18 protein-coding genes are annotated in these 17,872 nt (G+C 70.1%); 11 read left to right on the top strand and 7 right to left on the bottom strand.

All coding sequences use genetic code 11. The features are described from left to right. Positions 1-11 precede the first annotated feature (11 nt). From LWC35_RS19370 to LWC35_RS19380, 3 genes are read left to right on the top strand one after another with little or no spacing between them, the layout of a single operon-like run. A complete protein-coding gene (locus tag LWC35_RS19370) occupies positions 12-890 on the top strand; it encodes an ABC transporter ATP-binding protein (RefSeq protein ID WP_232871559.1) in 879 nt (292 codons plus the stop codon). Next, complete coding sequence (locus tag LWC35_RS19375; RefSeq protein ID WP_232871560.1) at positions 883-1,740, top strand: ABC transporter permease; 858 nt, start codon at positions 883-885, stop codon at positions 1,738-1,740. Before LWC35_RS19370 ends, LWC35_RS19375 begins: the two co-directional genes overlap by 8 nt. Beyond that, positions 1,737-2,582, top strand: a complete 846-nt coding sequence (locus LWC35_RS19380; protein ID WP_232871561.1) for an ABC transporter permease — start codon at positions 1,737-1,739, stop codon at positions 2,580-2,582. The genes LWC35_RS19375 and LWC35_RS19380 overlap by 4 nt, the downstream gene beginning before the upstream one ends. Here the strand turns inward: LWC35_RS19380 and LWC35_RS19385 are convergent. From LWC35_RS19385 to LWC35_RS19415, 7 genes are all read right to left on the bottom strand, one after another. Beyond that, entirely contained in the window at positions 2,512-3,159 is a 648-nt protein-coding gene (locus tag LWC35_RS19385; RefSeq protein ID WP_269804445.1) for a transposase domain-containing protein, read from the bottom strand. The genes LWC35_RS19380 and LWC35_RS19385 overlap by 71 nt on opposite strands. A gap of 261 nt (positions 3,160-3,420) precedes the next feature. Then, positions 3,421-4,032, bottom strand: a complete 612-nt coding sequence (locus tag LWC35_RS19390) for a TetR/AcrR family transcriptional regulator (protein WP_232871562.1) — start codon at positions 4,030-4,032, stop codon at positions 3,421-3,423. A gap of 63 nt (positions 4,033-4,095) precedes the next feature. Continuing rightward, positions 4,096-5,244, bottom strand: coding sequence for a thiolase family protein (locus tag LWC35_RS19395; RefSeq protein WP_232871563.1), 1,149 nt, complete (start codon positions 5,242-5,244; stop codon positions 4,096-4,098). Continuing rightward, complete coding sequence (locus LWC35_RS19400; RefSeq protein WP_232871564.1) at positions 5,244-5,564, bottom strand: PhlB family protein; 321 nt, start codon at positions 5,562-5,564, stop codon at positions 5,244-5,246. Before LWC35_RS19400 ends, LWC35_RS19395 begins: the two co-directional genes overlap by 1 nt. A gap of 20 nt (positions 5,565-5,584) precedes the next feature. Further along, on the bottom strand, positions 5,585-6,607 hold the full coding sequence (locus tag LWC35_RS19405; protein ID WP_232871565.1) for a CaiB/BaiF CoA transferase family protein: 1,023 nt from the start codon (positions 6,605-6,607) through the stop codon (positions 5,585-5,587). Beyond that, positions 6,604-8,703, bottom strand: coding sequence for an acetate--CoA ligase family protein (locus tag LWC35_RS19410; protein ID WP_232871566.1), 2,100 nt, complete (start codon positions 8,701-8,703; stop codon positions 6,604-6,606). The genes LWC35_RS19405 and LWC35_RS19410 overlap by 4 nt, the downstream gene beginning before the upstream one ends. 9 nt (positions 8,704-8,712) lie before the next feature. Continuing rightward, positions 8,713-9,867, bottom strand: a complete 1,155-nt coding sequence (locus LWC35_RS19415; protein ID WP_232871567.1) for an acyl-CoA dehydrogenase family protein — start codon at positions 9,865-9,867, stop codon at positions 8,713-8,715. A 75-nt stretch (positions 9,868-9,942) separates the two neighbouring features. Here LWC35_RS19415 and LWC35_RS19420 point away from each other — a divergent pair, with 75 nt between their 5' ends. The 8 genes from LWC35_RS19420 (at position 9,943) to LWC35_RS19460 (ending at position 17,860) form a co-directional block, all read left to right on the top strand. Then, positions 9,943-10,731 carry an SDR family NAD(P)-dependent oxidoreductase gene (locus LWC35_RS19420; RefSeq protein WP_232871568.1) on the top strand — a complete coding sequence of 263 codons (789 nt, stop codon included), beginning with the start codon at positions 9,943-9,945 and terminating at the stop codon, positions 10,729-10,731. A 13-nt stretch (positions 10,732-10,744) separates the two neighbouring features. Next, positions 10,745-11,512: a crotonase/enoyl-CoA hydratase family protein gene (locus tag LWC35_RS19425; protein WP_232871569.1), complete on the top strand. Its 768-nt coding sequence runs from the start codon at positions 10,745-10,747 to the stop codon at positions 11,510-11,512. Between the two features lie 18 nt (positions 11,513-11,530). Continuing rightward, positions 11,531-12,478 carry a LysR substrate-binding domain-containing protein gene (locus tag LWC35_RS19435; RefSeq protein WP_308194597.1) on the top strand — a complete coding sequence of 316 codons (948 nt, stop codon included), beginning with the start codon at positions 11,531-11,533 and terminating at the stop codon, positions 12,476-12,478. Between the two features lie 144 nt (positions 12,479-12,622). After that, entirely contained in the window at positions 12,623-13,099 is a 477-nt protein-coding gene (locus LWC35_RS19440) for a VOC family protein (protein ID WP_232871570.1), read from the top strand. After that, entirely contained in the window at positions 13,015-14,040 is a 1,026-nt protein-coding gene (locus tag LWC35_RS19445; protein ID WP_308194598.1) for an NAD(P)-dependent oxidoreductase, read from the top strand. Before LWC35_RS19440 ends, LWC35_RS19445 begins: the two co-directional genes overlap by 85 nt. 42 nt (positions 14,041-14,082) lie before the next feature. Beyond that, positions 14,083-15,471, top strand: a complete 1,389-nt coding sequence (locus LWC35_RS19450; protein ID WP_232871572.1) for an MFS transporter — start codon at positions 14,083-14,085, stop codon at positions 15,469-15,471. 55 nt (positions 15,472-15,526) lie between these two features. Continuing rightward, positions 15,527-16,279, top strand: a complete 753-nt coding sequence (locus LWC35_RS19455) for an SDR family NAD(P)-dependent oxidoreductase (RefSeq protein ID WP_232871573.1) — start codon at positions 15,527-15,529, stop codon at positions 16,277-16,279. 243 nt (positions 16,280-16,522) lie between these two features. Next, complete coding sequence (locus LWC35_RS19460) at positions 16,523-17,860, top strand: MFS transporter (RefSeq protein ID WP_232871574.1); 1,338 nt, start codon at positions 16,523-16,525, stop codon at positions 17,858-17,860. Positions 17,861-17,872: the final 12 nt, after the last annotated feature.

The following is a 17,872-nucleotide window of genomic DNA, read 5'->3' on the forward strand; positions in this document are numbered from 1 at the left end:
GCAGGTGAGAGATGACCGTGCAGACCACACCGCACAGCACACCCCGGCCCCAACCCGGAACGGTTCCCCACGGCTCGCCGACGACGTCGCACCGCGCCGCCGACGGTCCCGGCCAGCGGGGCATCGAGATCCACGGTCTGACCAAGGAGTTCCGTCTCGGCCGCAAGGTGGTCCGGGCGCTGGACACGATCGACCTGCACACCGAGCAGGGCGCATTCCTGTCGCTGCTCGGCCCGTCGGGGTGCGGCAAGTCCACGATCCTGCGGATCCTCGCGGGGCTCGAACAGCCGACCTCCGGCGACGTCCGCATCAACGGCGCCGCGAGCGGCGAGGTGCAGGGCGAGCACCGACTCGGAATCGCGTTCCAGGACTCGGCGCTGCTGCCGTGGCGCTCGGTCGCCCGCAACATCCGGCTGCCCCTGGAGGTGGCGGGCCTGCGGCCGGACCGCGCACACATCGACGAGCTGATCGAGCTCGTCGGGCTCCGGGGCTTCGAGGACGCCAAACCCGCCCAGCTCTCGGGCGGCATGCGCCAGCGCGTCTCGATAGCCCGCGCGCTGGCTGTGCGCCCGACCGTCATGCTGCTCGACGAGCCCTTCGGGGCGCTCGACGACATGACCCGCCAACGCATGAACGACGAGCTGCTGCGGATCTGGGGGCAGCACCAGACCACCACGCTAATGGTGACGCACGGCATCGCCGAGGCGGTCTACCTGTCCGACGTGGTCGCGGTGATGAGCGCGCGACCGGGCCGCATCGCGGAAATGGTGCAGATCGACCTTCCCCGGCCGCGCAGCCCCGAGCTGACCCGCACTCCTGAGTTCCACGCCTACGTCGACCGGCTCTCGGCCATCCTGTTCGGCGCGAACCGCGCGGCCTCCGATGACTGAGCTGCTGACCCGACCGGACGTCGGAACGCCTCCGCCCTCCCACCGGGTGCGGCGCGACCGTCGTATCCCGGATCCCGTCGGGCGGGTCGGCCCGGCCGCCGGGGTGATCGTGACGGTCGGGCTCTGGTGGCTGCTGTCGGCCACGCTCACGGCGGGGACCGACTCCGTCCCGTCGCCACCGGAAGTGCTCACTCAGCTGATCCGGGACCTGAGTGACTCCGTGTACTGGAACGCCGTCGCGATGACCGGCCTGTCCGCCCTGACCGGGTATGGGATCGGGAGCGCCGTCGCGCTGTCGCTGGCGGTGCTGGTACTGCTGTTGCCGCAGACGGACGCGCTCGTCACCCAGATCGCGGTCGTGTGTTCGTGCGTACCGCTCACCGCGGTGGCGCCGCTCGTGACGTTGATGTCGGTGGCCGGCAGCCGCTCGACATCGGTCTTCCTCGCGGCGCTGAGCGTGACGTTCCCGACGGTGATCGGGACCCTGCTCGGCCTGCGGGCGGCCCACGCCACGCAGCTCGACGTCATCCGGGCCTACGGCGGCAGCCGGTTTACCGAGCTGGTCAAGGTACGGGCCCGCGCGGCCCTGCCGGCCCTGCTCGCCGCCCTGCGGATCGGCGCCCCCGCTGCGTTCCTGGGTGCTGTGCTAGGCGAGTACTTCCTGGTCGGCGTCGACTCCGGGCTCGGCATCCTCCTACTGGCCGCCCAGGCCACGTCGTCCTCGGTGAAGCTGTGGGCCGTCGCACTGATCTGCGGCGCGGTTCCCGGCGCCGCGTACTGGCTGGTCGGCCTCCTGGCGAGGGCGGTCGCCCCGTGGAGCGGTGGCGCCGGCGGGAAGGGACGCCCATGACGAGCACCCGCACCACCCGGGCGGCTCCGACCACGGCCCGGACCGCCGCGGTCCTGCTGCGCAGCCTCGGTGTCGCCGCGGTGACCGTGCTGGCCTCGGCCGTGGTGCTGACGATCATCTGGCAGGTCGTCGCCTCCGGTGCGGCGAACGGCTTCGTCGCCCGCACCCCGCTCGACGTGTGGCGATATCTCACCATCGACACCGCGCAGGGCACGGCCTCGGCGCACCGGGCGACGATCGTGGCCCTGCTGGGCGTGACCCTCGGACACGCCGCGATCGGGTTCGCGGTGGGAGTGGGCGGGTCGGTGCTGTTCGCCCTCGCGTTCGTCCTCGCCCGTCCCCTCGAGTTCATGTTCCTCCCGATCGCCATGCTGGCCCGGACTGTTCCCTTACTGGCGATGGCGCCGCTCGTGCAGCTGCTGTTCGGCAACGGGCTGCTCACCGCCTCCGTGATCGGCGGGATCGTGGTGTTCTTCCCGGTGCTGGCGAACGTGTCGCTCGGGCTGCGCTCGTGCTCGCCCGAGACGGTCGACATGATCCGGGCCTACGGTGGTTCCCGGTTCACGGTGCTAGCCGCGGTGGCCGTACCGACGACGGTGCCCTACTTCCTGGCCGCCCTGCGCATCGCCGTGCCCGGGGCGGTCACCGCGGCCATGCTCTATGAGTGGCTGTTCACCTTCGAGGGGCTCGGAGCCGCGATCACGATGGCGAAGACGCTGTCCCAGTACGACCTCATCTGGGCGATCGTGGTCCTGGTCACCTTGGTGGCGATCACCCTGTATGCGGTCGCCACGCTGCTGGAGCAGCTCGTGCTGGAGCGGTGGGCCGGGTCACCGCCGTGACTCGGCCCGGGTGGGGCCACTCACCCGGGCCAGCACATCGGCGCCGGTCGAGACGAGTGCTGCGAGGCAAGCGGCGGCGGCGAAAGTCCGGACGGCCCGCTCGCCGCGAGGGCTGCTTTTTGCTTCTACCTGTGGGTTCGGTGCGAGGAGAAGATCTACCGGCTAGGGCTTTGGCAGTTACCCGATCCCGGCCTTGGCGGCCCGGCTCTTGCCGGGCGCGCGAGAACACCCCCGCCCGGCCCGCATACCGGGCGGTGCCGGTCTCCGGGCCGCGCTGCAGATCGAACAAACGCCCGCAGCGGGCCACGCCGATCCAGGCTCGCGCGGCGGTGACTGCGCTCGGCGCGGGCGCGGACCGTGCCCGCCCAAGGAGCCCCGCGCACAGCCGCGTCCACGCCTGACACAACCGGATCTCAGCGACCAACCCGGCCGCGAGCATCAGATATACCACCACCCGCGAGGGCAGCAGCCTTACCCAAGGCTGCGCCGCGCCGTTCTCGGCGAGGGCCGCGTCGACCATCTCGACCGGTACGACCCGGGTCAGCTCACCCAGACGACCCGGGGGCGGGCTGGCCATTGCCGGCGGGCGCGAGACGAGTACTGACAGAATCCGTGCTCAGCGGAACTCCTGGCGGGTGCTCGACCACCGTCTGCGATATGCGTTCGTGCAGGTGAGAGTGACGTTCCGGGGCTGGCGATCTTGTTTGATGGTCACCCGCAGAGGTCGTGATCGGTCGTTCGCGGTGACCAAACGGTGACCGAATGGCGGTCGTCCGGATGCTGGCTACACCCGCCGAAAGTAGCGGGGTGCCAGCCAGCCGACGGGAGTGGAGCCAGATCACGACGCGTCGGCGCGAACAGCCGCGAGTGAGTCGATCGTCTTCAGCGCGGCTGCTGTCACCGTGGGTAGGTCGACGTGTGCCGGGTCGACGAGGTATTGGAGCACGATGCCCCGGATGACGGCTTCGACGACCGTGGCGTGGGCACCGGGGTCGATGTCCGCGCGGATGCTCCCGTCCGCGACTCCCCGCTCGATGCACCCTCGTAGGTCGTCACGGAAGCCTTGGTAGACCTCGCGGACCGCGGCCGTGATGGCGCCCTGCTCGCCGATCGAGTCGGTGCCGAGGACGAGCATCACCTTGGCGGGCCGCGGGTCGACCTCGAAGCGCGTGAGGTAGGCCTCGGCCTGCCCACGGAGCGCCTCGTGCCCGTTCTGCGGAGTGTCGGTGCGGGTGGAATCCTGGTAACGCTCGCGGATGCTGCGCACCACCGCCTCGACGAGCGTCGCCTTCGTGCCGAAGTGGTAGTTGACCAACCCCCGGCTCAGCCCGGCGACGTCCTGGATCCGGTTGAAGGTCAGGCGCCGGTAGCCCTCGTCGGCGAGGATCTCGATCGCCGCGCTGATGAGCGTTCGGCGAGCGGCATCGCTGCGCTCGTCCTGGGTGGACATCGTCGGCTGCTCTCCCACGTGGTTCTGCCACCTCCTGGTCGAAGGGTATCCGGCCGCACCGGGTCAGGCCGGAGCCGCGAGGACGTGGACGACACAGACCGCGCCCAGCCCTACCAGGTGTGCGAGTCCGAGCCGGGCGTCGGGCTGCTGGCGGACACCTGCCTCCCCCCGGAGCTGTCGGGTGATCTCCGCGATCTGCCCGACACCGGTCGGGCCGATCGGGTGCCCCATGGCAAGCAGTCCTCCGGATGGGCTGACGGCCACGCGGCCACCGATGGCGAACTCGCCGTCGCGTAGGCAGGACGGTGCGGCGCCCTCCGCGCAGATGCCCATCGTCTCGAGGTATTGGAGCTCCTCGATGGCGAAGGCGTCGTGCAGTTCGACGATGTCGACGTCGGTCACCGAGACCCCGGCCTCGGTCAGGGCCTGCTGGGTGGTGGCGCCGGTGAGCTCCGCGTCGTAGCTGCGGGTGCCGTAGAGCTGTTCCGACTGCTGGGCGCTGGAGAGCACTCGCACCGCGCGCGCGGGGTCGATGCCCAGCCGCCGCATGCCCTCCTCGGACACCACGACGACGGCGGCGGCCCCCTCCCCGACGGGGCAGCACTCCAGGCGGGTGAGGGCGCCGGCAATGGGCCGGTCCGCGAGGATCTCCTCCAGCGTGCGGCGCTGCTGCCGGTGCGCGAACGGGTTGTCGGCAGCGTTGTTGTGGTTCTTCAGCGCGACCCGGGCCATGTCCTCGGCACCGGCGCCGCGGGAGCGGAGGTACTCCTCCGCCAGAAGCGCGAAGTGCACCGGGGGCGTGGTCAGGCCCTCGTCGAGCGGGGAGATCCCGGTCAGGGTCTCGGCCCGCAGGCCCGGCGCGGCCTTGTCGACGCCGATCGCCATGGCCACGTCGGCGAACCCGGCAGCGACGTCGCGCACCGCCAGCCGGAAGGCCGACGAGCCGGAGGCGGAGGCGTTCTCCACCTGGGTCATCGCGATGCCGGTGACGCCGAGATGGCGCAGCAGCGGGCGGGACACCGCCATGCCGAGGCGGGTCGAGCCGGTATAGGCGGTCTCGACCTCCGGCCAGGGGACACCCGCGTCGTCGAGCGCGGCGCGGACCGCGGTCAGCCCGAGGTCGACGAAGCTGGTGTCGGTCGCCCGCTGGAAGCGGTGCAGCCCGATCCCGACGACGTAGACAGGTCGCAGGTCGCTCAGCAGCACGGCCATCAGTGGTCCCCTCGCACGAAGAGCAGCCCGGCGTCGGTCTCGGTCGCCCGGACCCGGTCCTCGGCCACGACGTCGGCCGCGAGCAGGGCCCGCACCATGGGGCCCTCCTGCAGGTGGACCGAGCCGATCCGGACGGTCTCGCCGCCGGGTCGGTGCACGGTCACGGCGCCCAGCACGGTGCCTTCGCCGGTCAGGGGCCTGTCGGCCACGTCGGCGCCGTGCGCGCCGCAGCTCTCGCAGCCGAAGTGCTGCACGGGCGTCGCGACGTGACCGCAGCGTTCACAGTGGATGCCGCGGAGCGGCAAGAGCGGGGTGGGCATGTCGTCTCCGTGTTCGGTGGTCACCGGCGGACCACGGGGAAGGCGTAGCGGTGCGGGACGGTCGAGGTGTCCACCCGCTCGGGCTCGGCCAGGGCGAGGGCCTCGTGGACGTCGAGGACCCGGTGGGCGGGCACCCCGTGCCTCTCGAGACGGGCCAGGCAGTCCTCGCCGTCGAGCGCGCCGATCGCCGCGCGGAGGGCGGCGTTGATGTCCGCGGCGACCGTGCGGCGGGCTGCCGCCTCGTGCCAGCGGGGGTCGCGCCAGTTGGCCAGGTCCAGCGCCTCGACGATCCCGGTGAAGAAGTGGTCCTCCATCGCCGCGACGGCGATCGGTACACCGTCCGCGCTCGTGAAGGTGCCGTAGCCGGCGCGGTCGTGCAGGTAGGCGCGCTGCGCGGCGCGGTCGTCGAGCCCGTAGGCGTGGAAGTCGGCGAGCCGCGGGTTGAGCCAGTGCGCGAGGCAGGCGGTGATCGAGACGTCGAGGTGGCCGCCGCGGCCGCTCCGGTCGCGCTCGCGGAGCGCGGCCAGCACCGCAACGGCACCGTAGAGCGACGACGATAGGTCGGCGACCGGCAGCCCGGGGTTCCAGGCGGGCTGGTCCCCGTCGCCGGCCAGCGAGAGCGCACCGTTCGCCGCAGCGTAGGCGTTGTCGTGCCCGGGGGCGTCGCGCAGCGGGCCGGTCTGGCCGAAGCCGGAGATCGACACGACCACCAGCCGCGGGTGCCGCGCGCAGCACTCCGCGGGCCCCACACCCAGCCGGTCAAGCACCCCGGGCCGGAATCCCTCGACCAGCACATCCGCCGCCGCAAGCTCCTCGTGCAGGGCCTGGCGTCCGTCCTCGGTCTTGAGGTCAACCATTCCGCCGCGCTTGCCGCGACGCAGCATCTCGTAGATGCCGGGCGCGGTCTTGCGGGCGGTGTCCCCGGCGGGCCGTTCGAGCTTAAGGACGTCCGCGCCGAGGTCCGCGAGCACAGAGGTGAGGAACGGGCCGGGTAGCAGCTCGGACAGGTCGACGACCCGCAGCCCTTCTAGAGCGGACTTCATCGGGCCTCTACCTCGACCACGGCGTCGACCGCGAGCACCGTTTGTCCCTCAACGTCGGCGGGCCGGAGCACGACTGGGTTGAGTTCGAGCTGCGTCAGGTCGGGGTGGGCGGTGACCAGGTCGGACACCCGGACAAGCAGGTCGACGAGCGCGTTGATGTCGAGCCGCGGGCCGCCACGGTGACCCTGCAGCAGTGGGGCGACCCGCAGCTGCTGGACCATCTCCCGGGCGCCGTCGGCGTCGAGGGGGAGGAGCCTGCGCTGCACGTCGTCGAGCAGCTCGACGAGCACGCCGCCCGCGCCGACGGTGAGCAGGTGTCCGAACACCGGATCCACGTGCACCCCGACCAGCATCTCCAGGGCGACGTCGCCCACCATCTCCTCGACGAGAACTCCGTCGACCCGGGCGTGCGGGGCCAGCCGCCCGACTGACTCCAGGACGGCGGTGTACGCCGCCCGGACGGCGTCGTCGCCATGGATGCCGACCTGCACGCCTCCGACATCCGACTTGTGGGCGACGTCCGGGCTGACGATCTTGAGCACCGCCGGACCGGGGAGCTCGGCCGCCGCGGCGGCGGCCTCGTCGGCGGTCGTGGTCAGCCGGCCCGCAGGCACGGCGATTCCGCTCTCGGCGAGCCAGGCCTTGGCCTCGACCTCGGTCCGCACAGCCGGGGTGGGCGAGCCGGAGTCGGTGCGCAGCAGCAGGGGGAGCGGACCGGGCGGCGCTGCGCGCCACGCGCCGTACGACGCCCAGCGGGCCACGGCCTGCACGGCCTTGGAGATGCTGTGGATGGGGACCAGGCCTCCCTCGGTCATCGCCGTGTAGGCGGGACCGCGCCGGTCGCTCATCCAGATCGGGACGAGCGGTGCGGTCGTCTCGGCCTGCACCTCCACCATCGCCGTGGCCACAGGCACGGTGTCGGTGCCGTAGTCGAGCGGGTTCGGGTAGAGCACGATGTCCACACCGGGGTCGGCGGCGAGCACACGCAGGCTCGCCGCGACGAGCTCGGGCTCCGCCAGCGCCGTCGCTGTGGTGTCGACCGGGTTCTCGATCGCCGCGTAGCTCGGCAGGATCTCGGCCAGGCGCTTCTTCGTGTCGTCGGTGAGCTCGGCCAGCCGCAGTCCCGCCTGTCCGACGGCGTCGGCGCAGAGTGAGAGCGCGCCGCCGGAGAGGCCCCAGATCGCGATCCCCGCGTCCGCGGGCGGAACGGCGCGGCTGAGCAGTGAGGCCACGTCGGAGAGCTCATCGATGTCATCGACCTCGACGACGCCGAACTGCGCGAACACCGCCGAATTGACGTCGGCCTCGCCCGCCATCGCTGCGGTGTGCGACTCGATGGCGCGCCGTCCGTACTCGGAACGGCCGACCTTGAGCGTCACGACCGGCTTGCCCGCCGCGGTGGCCTTGCGGACAGCGGCGAGGAAACTGCGACCGTCGGGGATCCCTTCGAGGAGGGTGACGATCGTCGAGATCTGCGGGTCGTCGGCGAAGTGGGCGACGAGGTCCGGGACGTCGAGGTCCGCGGCGTTGCCCAACGACGCCCACACGCTGGTACCGAGCCCGCGCACCCCGGCCTGCAGGATGTTGCGCCCCAGGCCGCCGCCCTGGGTGGCCAGTCCGATCGTGCCGGGGGCGAGGTCCACCGGGAAGGCGGGGGAGAAGGTCATGCCGACGCGGTCCCGCACGTTCGTGAGCCCGGGGCAGTTGGGGCCGACGATCCGGATGCCGGTTTCCGCGGCGATCCGGGTGAGGGCGCGCTGCCACTTCGCACCCTCCTCACCCACCTCACCGAAGCCGGAGGTGAGGACGACGGCGAACGGGATGCCCGCGGCGGCGCACTCCTCGACCGCACCGACCACCCCCGCCGCCGGGATGACGACGACGGCGACGTCGACCGGGGGCAGGTCCGCGACGCGCGACACGCACGGCCTGCCGAGAACCTCCGCGCGGGTTGGGTTGACCAGGTGGAGCCCGCCGGCCAGCACGGAGTGGTCGGCGAGATTCTCCACCACGCGGCGGGCGAGGCTCCCGGGCCGCTCCGAGGCACCGACGACGGCCACCGAGGTCGGGGTGAGTAGACGGGTGAGATCGGGCACGGGTACTCCCTAGGCGCTAACGGAGGGCGGAGATGCCGAGCAGCTCGCGCCCGGCGATGAGGGTCTGGACCTCGGGCGTGCCCTCGGGGATGCTCGCCCACGGGTGTCCCGGAACAGTCGCTCGACCGGGTACTCGGTCGCGTAGCCGATGGCGCCGTGCACGGCGACGGCGTCGTCCGCCACCTCGTGGGCGACCTCGGTGGCGTACAGCTTGGCCAGCGAGGTCTCGAGCCGGGCGGACTCACCACGGTCCAGGGCCGCCGCGGCGTTGTAGCAGAGCGCGCGAGCGGCGTCGATCTTCATGCGCATCCGTACGATCTTCTGCTGGACGAGTTGGAAGGAGCCGATGGGCTTGCCGAACTGGTGGCGGGTCTTGGCGTACTCGAGCGACAGCTCGTACGCGCGCTGCGCCGCCCCCACGGCACCCATCGCCACGTTGATCCGGGCGGCCCCGATGAAGGCGAGGGTGTCCTTGAAGGCGGAGCCCTCGGTGCCGATCAGGTTCTCCTTGGGCAGGCGGACGCCGTCGAAGGCCAGCTCGGCGGTGCCGGACGAGCGCAGCACCATGGTCTCCACCTTGGACACCTCGAACGGTGTCTCCCGGCGGTCGACCAGGAAGGTGGACATGGCGCCGTCGGAGGTGGGGCTGTAGGTGCGGGCCAGCACGGTGCCCCAGTCGGCGAAGACTCCGCCGGTGATCCAGAGCTTGCGCCCGGTCAGCACCCACTCGTCCCCGTCGAGGACGGCCTTGGTGGTGATCGAGGAGACGTCCGAACCGGCGTCCGGCTCGGTGAACCCGTTGAACACCTTGCCGTCGCCCTGCAGCAGCGGAGCGAGGTACCGCTCCTTCTGGGCGGGCGTGCCCACCTGGGCCAGCCGCTCGATCGGACCGTTGGTGATGTTGAGCATCGTGCGGAGCGAGGGCCAGCAATAGCCGGCCTCCTCCATCATCATCGCCCAGGTCACCCGGCTGATCCCCAGACCGCCCTGCTCCTCGGGGAGGTACCCGCCGAGGTAGCCGAACGGGACTAGGCCACGGAGCACCTCGAAGGGGAACGTTCCGGCGCGTTCGTGCCGCTCCACGAGCGGAGCGACCTCCGTGGACAGGTACTTGCGGATCGCGGTGCGCAGCTCGGCCTGCTCGGCGTCCAGTGCGAAGTTCATCGGCGTACCCCCTTGTCGTCGTTGTCGCTCCAGTGCAACATACTTCCTATACGTCCAGCAAGGAAAGGGGAGCACGTGTCGGATCTTCTGGATCTCAAAGGCCGGACGGCCTTCATCACTGGCGCGGGGCAGGGTGTCGGGCGCCAGATCGCGCTGCACCTGGCCGAGCACGGCGCCGGTGCCGTCGTCGTCAACGACTTCCGACTCGAGCGTGCGGAGGCGGTGGCGAAGGAGGTCGAGGCGCTCGGTGTGCGCGCGCTGCCCCTGGCGGGCGACGTCGGTGACCACGTGGCGGTCGGGCAGCAGGTCGGGGCGGCGCTCGCGGAGTTCGGCGGCATCGACATCCTCGTGAACAACGCGGGGAACGCGGGTCCGAACCCGACCGAGGCGATGACCCGGCCGTTCTGGGAGCAGGGCCCCGAGGAGTGGGACGGCTACCTGCGGACCAACCTCTACGGCGTTCTGAACACCACGCGGTTCGTGGTCCCGTCGATGATCGAGCGCAAGTACGGGCGGATCGTGAACATGATCTCGGACGCCGCGCGCTACGGGGAGAAGGGCCGCGAAGGCTACTCCGCGGCGAAGGCCGGTTCGGCGGGCTTCACCCGCTCGCTGGCGGCCAGCCTCGGACGCTACACGATCACGGCGAACTGCGTCTCGCTCGCCGCGACCCTTACCCCGCGCACCGAGAAGCAGCTGACGGACGAGGTCGCGGCGAAGAAGTTGTTGTCGCACTACATCATCCGCCGGACCGGACAGCCGACCGACGCCGCGAACACCGTCCTGTTCCTGGTGTCGGACGCTGCGTCGTGGATGACCGGGCAGACCGTCCCGGTCAACGGCGGCTACTCGTTCGCGCTCTGAGGCGGAGCGGGAGATGCCTGTTATCCTCACCGAGAAGCGGGGCGACGTCGGGATCATCACCCTGAACCGTCCCGAGGTGCGCAACGCGTTGAACATCGAGGTCCGCACCGCGATGCGCGCCGCGCTCGACGCCTTCGACGTCGACCCCGACGTCCTCGTCGTCGTCCTCACGGGGGCTGGGGGGACGTTCTGCTCAGGCCGGGACCTCAAGGCCGCCCAAGCGGGCGAGCCCATGTACCCGAGCAGGCGCGCGGCGCTCGAGTCGTTCAACCGCACCACGATTGCGAAGCCCGTGATCGCCGCGGTCGAGGGTTGGGCCCTGGCGGGCGGATTCGAGCTGGCCCTGTCCTGCGACCTCATCGTGGCGGGGGAGGGCGCCCGGTTCGGCATACCCGAGGTCGCCCGCAACCTGGTCGCCATCGGCGGCGGACTGCTGCGCCTGCCCCGGCGGATGCCGTACCACCTGGCGATGGAGCTCGCCTTGATCGGCGAGCCGTGGACGGCTGCAGACCTCGCGAGGTGGGGCGTGGTCAACCGGGTTGTCCCGACCGGCGGGGCTCTCGAGGTCGCGGTGGCCCTGGCCGAGAAGATCGCCACGAATGGACCGAGCGCCGTGCGGGCGACGAAGGAGATCATTCAAGCCGGGTTCGACAGCCTGCCCGAGCGGCACGCCTTCGACGCCCAGGACGCGGCCGCGGCACCCGCCCTCAGCTCCCCCGATGGGGCGGAGGGGATCCGAGCGTTCAACGAGAAGCGGAAGCCGGTCTGGACCGACCGGTGAACCAGGGAGGAAGCGGCGGTGGACATCCGCGACCTAGAGGCGTTCGTCGCGGTGGCGGAGGAACTGCACTTCGGGCGGGCGGCGACTCGGCTGCACATGGCCCAGCCACCGTTGAGCACCCGGATCAGCCAGCTGGAGAAAGAGCTGCGGCTGCAGCTCTTCCAGCGCAGCACGCGCAGCGTCACCCTCACCGATGCAGGGCACCGACTGCTGACGCCTGCACGCCGGGTGCTCAGCCAGATGACCGCGATGCGCGGTGCCGCGGCTTCGATCGCGTCTGGAGAAGAAGGCCTCGTCCGGATCGGGTTCCTCGGGGCGTCGACCCAACACTGTCTGTCGCTGCTCACGAACGCGGTCCGGAGCGCCCATCCGGGCATCGAGCTGATCATGACGTCGCAGACGTACGTGGACACCGCCTTCGACCTGCTGGCTGCGGGGGACCTAGACCTGGCTTTCGTTCGCGCGCCGATCAGCCGTCCCGAGCTCAGCTTTCGCGTGGTTGAGATCGAGCAGGTTCTGTGCGCGCTCCCCGTCGGTCACCGCCTGGGCACGATGGACCGGGTCCGCTTGCGCGACCTCGTTCAGGACGGCTTTGTCAGCCTGCCCGAGATCAGCCCGTCCATGTTACGCGCCACGCTGCACAGTATGTGTCTGGATGCGGGCTTCTCACCGCGGATCGCGCAGGTCGCGCCGGACACGGCGACGCAACTGGCGCTCGTCGCCGCGGGCGCCGGGGTGACCATCACACTGAGCTCGATGTGTTCGGTGCAGGCTTCGGGCGTCGTCTACTTGCCGCTCGAGGGCACTTCGCCGACCCACATGTTTAAAGCCCTAGCCTGGCGCACCGAGGACACCGCGCCCGCGCTCGCCCGCGTCCTCGAGGTCAGCAGGTCCGCACTTCCGACCCCCGACCTGCACCCGCACGTGGCCGACGAGTCGGAGTTCCGAGTCAATCACCAGCAGTGACGGCCTTCCGGCCCGGGGCGACCCTGACGATTCTTCACTGCACGATATCGGTCTCGACTCGATCGGTATTTGTCTCCTCGCGATTCCCCAGTGAGAATCTCTCAGGAGAATCGCTTTGATCAAGCCACCTTGGGAGGACACCCGATGAAGCTGCGTCTCCATCACGTGAACGTCGTCTCGGACGACATGGAGGAACTGCACGCGTTCTACCGTGACGTGCTCGGCCTGGCTGAGCTCCCCATGATCATCGAGGACGTTAGCGGTCAGGCCCTGCCTACCGGCGACGAGGACGACGCAGACGCCCGACGGAGGGCCAACGCCGCCCTCTTCGACCAGTCGAACGCCGCGTTCTTCGACGTCAGCGGTCGTGACCAGCTCCAGGTCCACATCGGTCGGCGCCAGGCCTACCTCGGCGCGCGCCTGGGGCACGCAGTCAACCCGGTCCTCCATGGCCACATCGCCTTCCGGACGGACGACCTCAACGCGTGCCGCAAGGCGTTGAACGAGGCGGGCATCCCATTCTCCGACTACGGCGAGTGGGTCATCAAGGACTGGGACCAGATCTTCCTGACCGATCCGGCGGGCAACGTGGTCGAGATCCAGCAGGACCTCCGCGCCTGAGCCCCCTCAGCGGCATCAACGCCACCTCTCGGTGGCCGGGTAGCGAAGGAGCTACGTTGTCAGGTCGAACGGCGAGCGAGGGCCAGAGGCTTACCGCGGTCGTCGGATTAGGGGCGATGGGCGCCCGCATGGCAGGCCGGCTCATCGCCCATGGTTGCGCGGTTCACGGCGTCGATCCCAGCCCGCAGGCCCGGGCGCAGGCCGAGGGACTGGGGGTTGACGGTGTCGAGGACCTGGCGGCAGTGCCGCGCTGCGACGTCGTGCTCGTCATGGTGGCGACCGGGGACCAACTGCGCGAGACGGTGCGGGCGGGGATCCGCCGCGGTGTCCGCGGCGAGGTCTGGGTGATCTGCTCGACCGTTGGGCCCCAGAGTTGCCGCGAGGCGACGGCGGCGTTGACCGACGCCGGAGCTGCGGTGCTCGACGCACCCGTGACCGGAGGCATCGCCGGGGCGTCGAACGGCGCCCTGAACTTCCTGGTCGCCGGCGACCCGAGCGCGATCCGGAACGTCGACGAGGTGCTCTCCGCGCTCGGCACCGTCACCCCCGTCGGACGCCGGTGCGGTGACGGACAGTCGACCAAGATCGTGAACCAGCTGTGCAGCTCGGTGCACCTGGCCGCGGCGGCCGAAGCGATCGCCCTGGCCGCGCGGCTCGGGCTCGACCCTGCCTCCACCGTCGAGGTGCTCAGCCGGGGCCTGGGAGTCTCCCCATTCTTCAGCGACCGGGGACCACGAATGGCGCAGCTCGACGTCGCCCCTGCCGTCCTCACCAGGCTCGCGATCCTGGCGAAGGACAACGGCCTAGTGGAACAGGAAGCGGACGCCTGCGGGGCGCACGTGCCGCTGCTGAAGGCTGCAAAGAGCCAGTATCTCCGAGCATCCGAGCTCGATCTGCTCGAATGCGACGACAGTCAGATCATCCGCACCTACCTCAACTGATTCCGCCGTCGTTCGAGAGTCATCATCAACAAAGGGGTTGATATGAACGATCCTGATTCGGTCACTGAACCGGACGAGGAGGCCCAGCGGCGAATGTGGCGGAAAGTGGGCTTCCGTATCCTGCCGCTCATCGGCGTGGCCTACATCATCAGCTACATCGACCGGGCCAACCTCGGCTACGTGGCCGCCCCTATGAGCGCGGACCTCGGCATGACCACCGCCCAGGTGGGCCTCGCCGCGGGCCTGTTCTTCATCGGCTACATTCTCGTCGAGATCCCCAGCAACATGATGCTCCATCGGATCGGGGCCCGGCTCTGGATCAGCCGGATCCTCATCACCTGGGGCATCATCACAGGACTCACCGGCACGGTCCATTCGGCAGGCCATCTCTACATCGCGAGGGTCCTGCTGGGCCTAGCCGAAGCCGGTCTCGCGGCCGGAATCGTCCTCTACATCACTCTGTGGTTCCCCGAGCGGCAGCGGCGGTGGGCCATGTCGCTCTACCTGTTGACGATTCCGCTGTCGGGCATCATCGGCTCGCCGATCGCCGCGGCGTTGCTCAGTTGGGGCCCGAGAGTGCTGCATATCTCGGGATGGCGCTCGCTTTTCGTCGTGGAGGGGGCGCTGACGATTGCCATCGGGTTCGTGGTCCTCTGGCTCCTGCCCTCGCGGCCGGCGAAGGCCAAGTGGCTGACCGAGCCGGAGAAGCGGTTCGTTACCGCCGCACTCGAGCGTGAGGCCGCGACGAACGTCGCCCACGGGGCGAAGTCCCACGCGCGCTCGACGCTCCTGGACAAGCGGGTGTGGGTGCAGAGCTTCGTGTTTTTCACGATCGTCTTCGGCGTCTACCCCCTCGCGTTCTTCCTCCCCACCATGATCGACACCCTGAACCGCACGATCGGCGCGGACGGCAACGTGTCGAGCGTGCTGCTCGCCGCGATCCCCTCCGTCGCAGCCATGGTCGCCATGGTGATCTGGGCCCGAGTCGGCGCTCGGCGTACCGTGGCCTGGGCCACGGCCATCCCCATGATCGGCGGCGTGCTCGGTCTGGTCGTCGCGGCGCTCACTCAGAACGGGCTCCTGTTCGTGGTCGCCGTCTGTGTCAGCGTCTCCGGCATCTACACAGCGATCCCACAGTTCTGGCGGCTCCCGGCGCTCACCATGACCGGAGCCGGTGCGGCTGCTGGGATCGCCTTGATCAACTCGGTGGCCAATATCAGCGGCTTCGTGGGTCCCTACATGACCGGGAGCATCCAGACCGCCACGGGTAGCTTCACCCTCGCACTGCTGGTTGTGGCGGCCATTGTGGCTTTGGGCGTGGTCGTGATGCTGACCGCGGGGCGCGGCGCTGAGCGCGCCGCCCGCCGCGAACTCATCGAGGGCGACTCCGCCGCCGCGGTGCAGACCGCGCAGCTGAACCGGAACACATGAACGCGGCGGAGGACGCCGGAAAGACCGGAACTGACGAACTGGACGGCGGTGGGACGTGGGAACTCGGCTCGGGTCCAAGACGGCGCTGGTCACAGGCGCAGCTGGCGCGCTGGGCGGCGCGGTGGCGCGCTCCTTCGCCGACGAGGGGGTGGAGCGCCTGGTTCTCGTCGACCTCGATCCGGTCAGGGCGGAGAAGCTCGCCGGTGAGGACTGGGCCGCCGGGGTCGACGTGATCGCCGACGGGCTTGATGTCACCGACGGTGATGCCTACGACGCTCTCGTCGCCCGGATTGTCGCGGAGCACGGATCGGTCGACGTTGTCGTCAACGCCGCCGGGAACGTGTCTCCATACGCACCCATCCACGAACTCTCGACCGAGGACTTCGAGAAGTCCCTGCGCGCCCACCTGACGGGAACGTTCCACACGATCCGGGCCGTGGCCCGGGCACAGCGCGGCGCGGCGCCGGCGTCGATCGTCGCCATCGCCTCGGTGGCCGGAATGACGGTGTGGCCCAACGCCGCCCCCTACTCCGCCGCCAAGGCCGGGGTCATCCAGCTGAGCCGGGTCGCGGCGCGCGAGTACGCCGAGGACGGGATCCGAGTGAACGCAGTGTGCCCTGGCACGTTCCTGTCCTCGCGCCACGAAGCCATGTCCCAGTCCACACTGGAGGCCATCGGAGCCCGGCACCCTCTGGGCTTCGGATCTTCGGGCGACATCACGGGCGCGATTGTCTACCTGGCCTGCGACGAGTCCCGCTGGGTCACGGGCCACGCCCTGGTCGTCGACGGAGGGTGTGCCCTGGGTTGAGCGCTCAGCGATCCGCGCCCGGACTAGAGAGTCGATTTGCTGATGAACTCGCCAGGGCTAGCTCGACATTGACCTCCGCATCTCTATGGGGACAGGTAGTTCGGACCCACTCGATCGTCATGCTCGGCCCGCTGATCCATTACCGCGGGTTAGCCGACCGCGGGGCTGCCGACGACGAGGGCAGCCGGCTCGTCTGCACGTACGTCAACTAGACACTCCCGTCCTCCCGAAGGAGCAGGTTCGATGACGAATCCCGCCGGACTGGCAGCGGCTGTGCCGGACATCGAGGACCGCATCTACCGCAAGATGCGCCGTCGACTCATCCCCATAGTCATGCTCGGCCTGTTCATCTCCAACGTCGACCGGATCAACATTGGCGTCCTCGCGGGTCCGATGTCACTGGACCTCGGCCTGACCGCGGCCGCGTTCGGCCTGGCGGCTGGCCTGTTCGCCGTCGGTTACAGCCTCTTCGAGATCCCGTCGAACATGGCGCTGGCCAAGTTCGGCGCCCGCCGTTGGATCGCCCGCATCATGGTCTCCTGGGGTGCGGTCACGATGCTCCTGGGCACCGTGCAGAACGAGCTCTCCCTCCACATCCTGCGCGCCCTGCTCGGGGTCGCCGAGGCCGGGTTCGTCCCGGGAGTGCTGCTCTACATGGCGATCTGGTGCCCGCCGCGGATGCTGCCGAAGACGTACTCGATGATGAACCTCGCCGTCCCCGTCGCGCTCGCGCTCGGCTCCGTGCTGACCTCCACCCTGCTCGGCCTGCACGGGCTGCTCGGACTCGCGGGCTGGCGCTGGGCGTTCCTGCTGGAGGGAATACCCGCGGTCCTCCTCGGCGTCTACATCTGGTTCCGCTTCCCCAACACCCCGGCCGACGCGGGCTGGCTCGACGCCGACGAGAAGGCCTACCTCGCCGAGGCCGGCGTACAGACTGACAACACCCGCGCACACCGGTTCGAGCAGCTCGGGGCCGTGCTCCGGCGGCCCGCCGCATGGATGTTCACCCTCACCTACTTCTGCATGGGACTCGGCTACTGGACGACCATCTACTTCCTCCCCACCATCGTCCGCGAGCAGTTCGGCCTCGATGCCGCCGCGGCAGGCTTCGTCTCGGCCATCCCCTGGGCCTTCTCCGTGCTCGTCATGCTGGCGGTGATGCGCAGCGTGACCAGGACCGGCGACCGGACCTGGCACCTGACGATCCTGCAGCTCGTCGGAGCCGTGGGAGTGTTCGTCGCGGCCTCGACCGGCACTCCTGTCCTCGCCCTGATCGGCCTCAGCCTCGGCGGCGCGAGCTTCTTCGGCACCTTGTCGACCTGGCAGTCGATGCAAGCACAGGTCTTCGCCGGGGACCAGGCCGCGGTCGCGCTGGGCATGATCACAGGGTTCACGAGCCTCAGCGGCCTGCTCGGGCCCTCTGTCATGGGCGTGATCAAGGACGCGACCGGCTCCACCCACACCGGCCTGCTGATCATGTCCGGGTTCTTCGTCGCCGCCGCGGTCCTCATGTTCTTCGTGAGCCGCTGGACGGACCGGGTCACCGGCGGGCTGGCCGCCCGCGTGCCCGTGCCCGCCTGACCACTCGGAGGT

The organism is Pseudonocardia kujensis (assembly GCF_021283305.1).
GTDB lineage: Bacteria > Actinomycetota > Actinomycetes > Mycobacteriales > Pseudonocardiaceae > Pseudonocardia > Pseudonocardia kujensis.

Bases quoted from the DNA above. Each gene is read 5' to 3' on its own strand.
- LWC35_RS19380 (WP_232871561.1), top strand. From the start codon at position 1,737: ATGACGAGCACCCGCACCACCCGGGCGGCTCCGACCACGGCCCGGACC.
- LWC35_RS19395 (WP_232871563.1), bottom strand. From the start codon at position 5,244: ATGGCCGTGCTGCTGAGCGACCTGCGACCTGTCTACGTCGTCGGGATC.
- LWC35_RS19375 (WP_232871560.1), top strand. From the start codon at position 883: ATGACTGAGCTGCTGACCCGACCGGACGTCGGAACGCCTCCGCCCTCC.
- LWC35_RS19460 (WP_232871574.1), top strand. From the start codon at position 16,523: ATGACGAATCCCGCCGGACTGGCAGCGGCTGTGCCGGACATCGAGGAC.
- LWC35_RS19370 (WP_232871559.1), top strand. From the start codon at position 12: ATGACCGTGCAGACCACACCGCACAGCACACCCCGGCCCCAACCCGGA.
- LWC35_RS19415 (WP_232871567.1), bottom strand. From the start codon at position 9,867: ATGAACTTCGCACTGGACGCCGAGCAGGCCGAGCTGCGCACCGCGATC.
- LWC35_RS19385 (WP_269804445.1), bottom strand. From the start codon at position 3,159: ATGGCCAGCCCGCCCCCGGGTCGTCTGGGTGAGCTGACCCGGGTCGTA.
- LWC35_RS19440 (WP_232871570.1), top strand. From the start codon at position 12,623: ATGAAGCTGCGTCTCCATCACGTGAACGTCGTCTCGGACGACATGGAG.
- LWC35_RS19450 (WP_232871572.1), top strand. From the start codon at position 14,083: ATGAACGATCCTGATTCGGTCACTGAACCGGACGAGGAGGCCCAGCGG.
- LWC35_RS19405 (WP_232871565.1), bottom strand. From the start codon at position 6,607: ATGAAGTCCGCTCTAGAAGGGCTGCGGGTCGTCGACCTGTCCGAGCTG.
- LWC35_RS19390 (WP_232871562.1), bottom strand. From the start codon at position 4,032: ATGTCCACCCAGGACGAGCGCAGCGATGCCGCTCGCCGAACGCTCATC.
- LWC35_RS19425 (WP_232871569.1), top strand. From the start codon at position 10,745: ATGCCTGTTATCCTCACCGAGAAGCGGGGCGACGTCGGGATCATCACC.
- LWC35_RS19400 (WP_232871564.1), bottom strand. From the start codon at position 5,564: ATGCCCACCCCGCTCTTGCCGCTCCGCGGCATCCACTGTGAACGCTGC.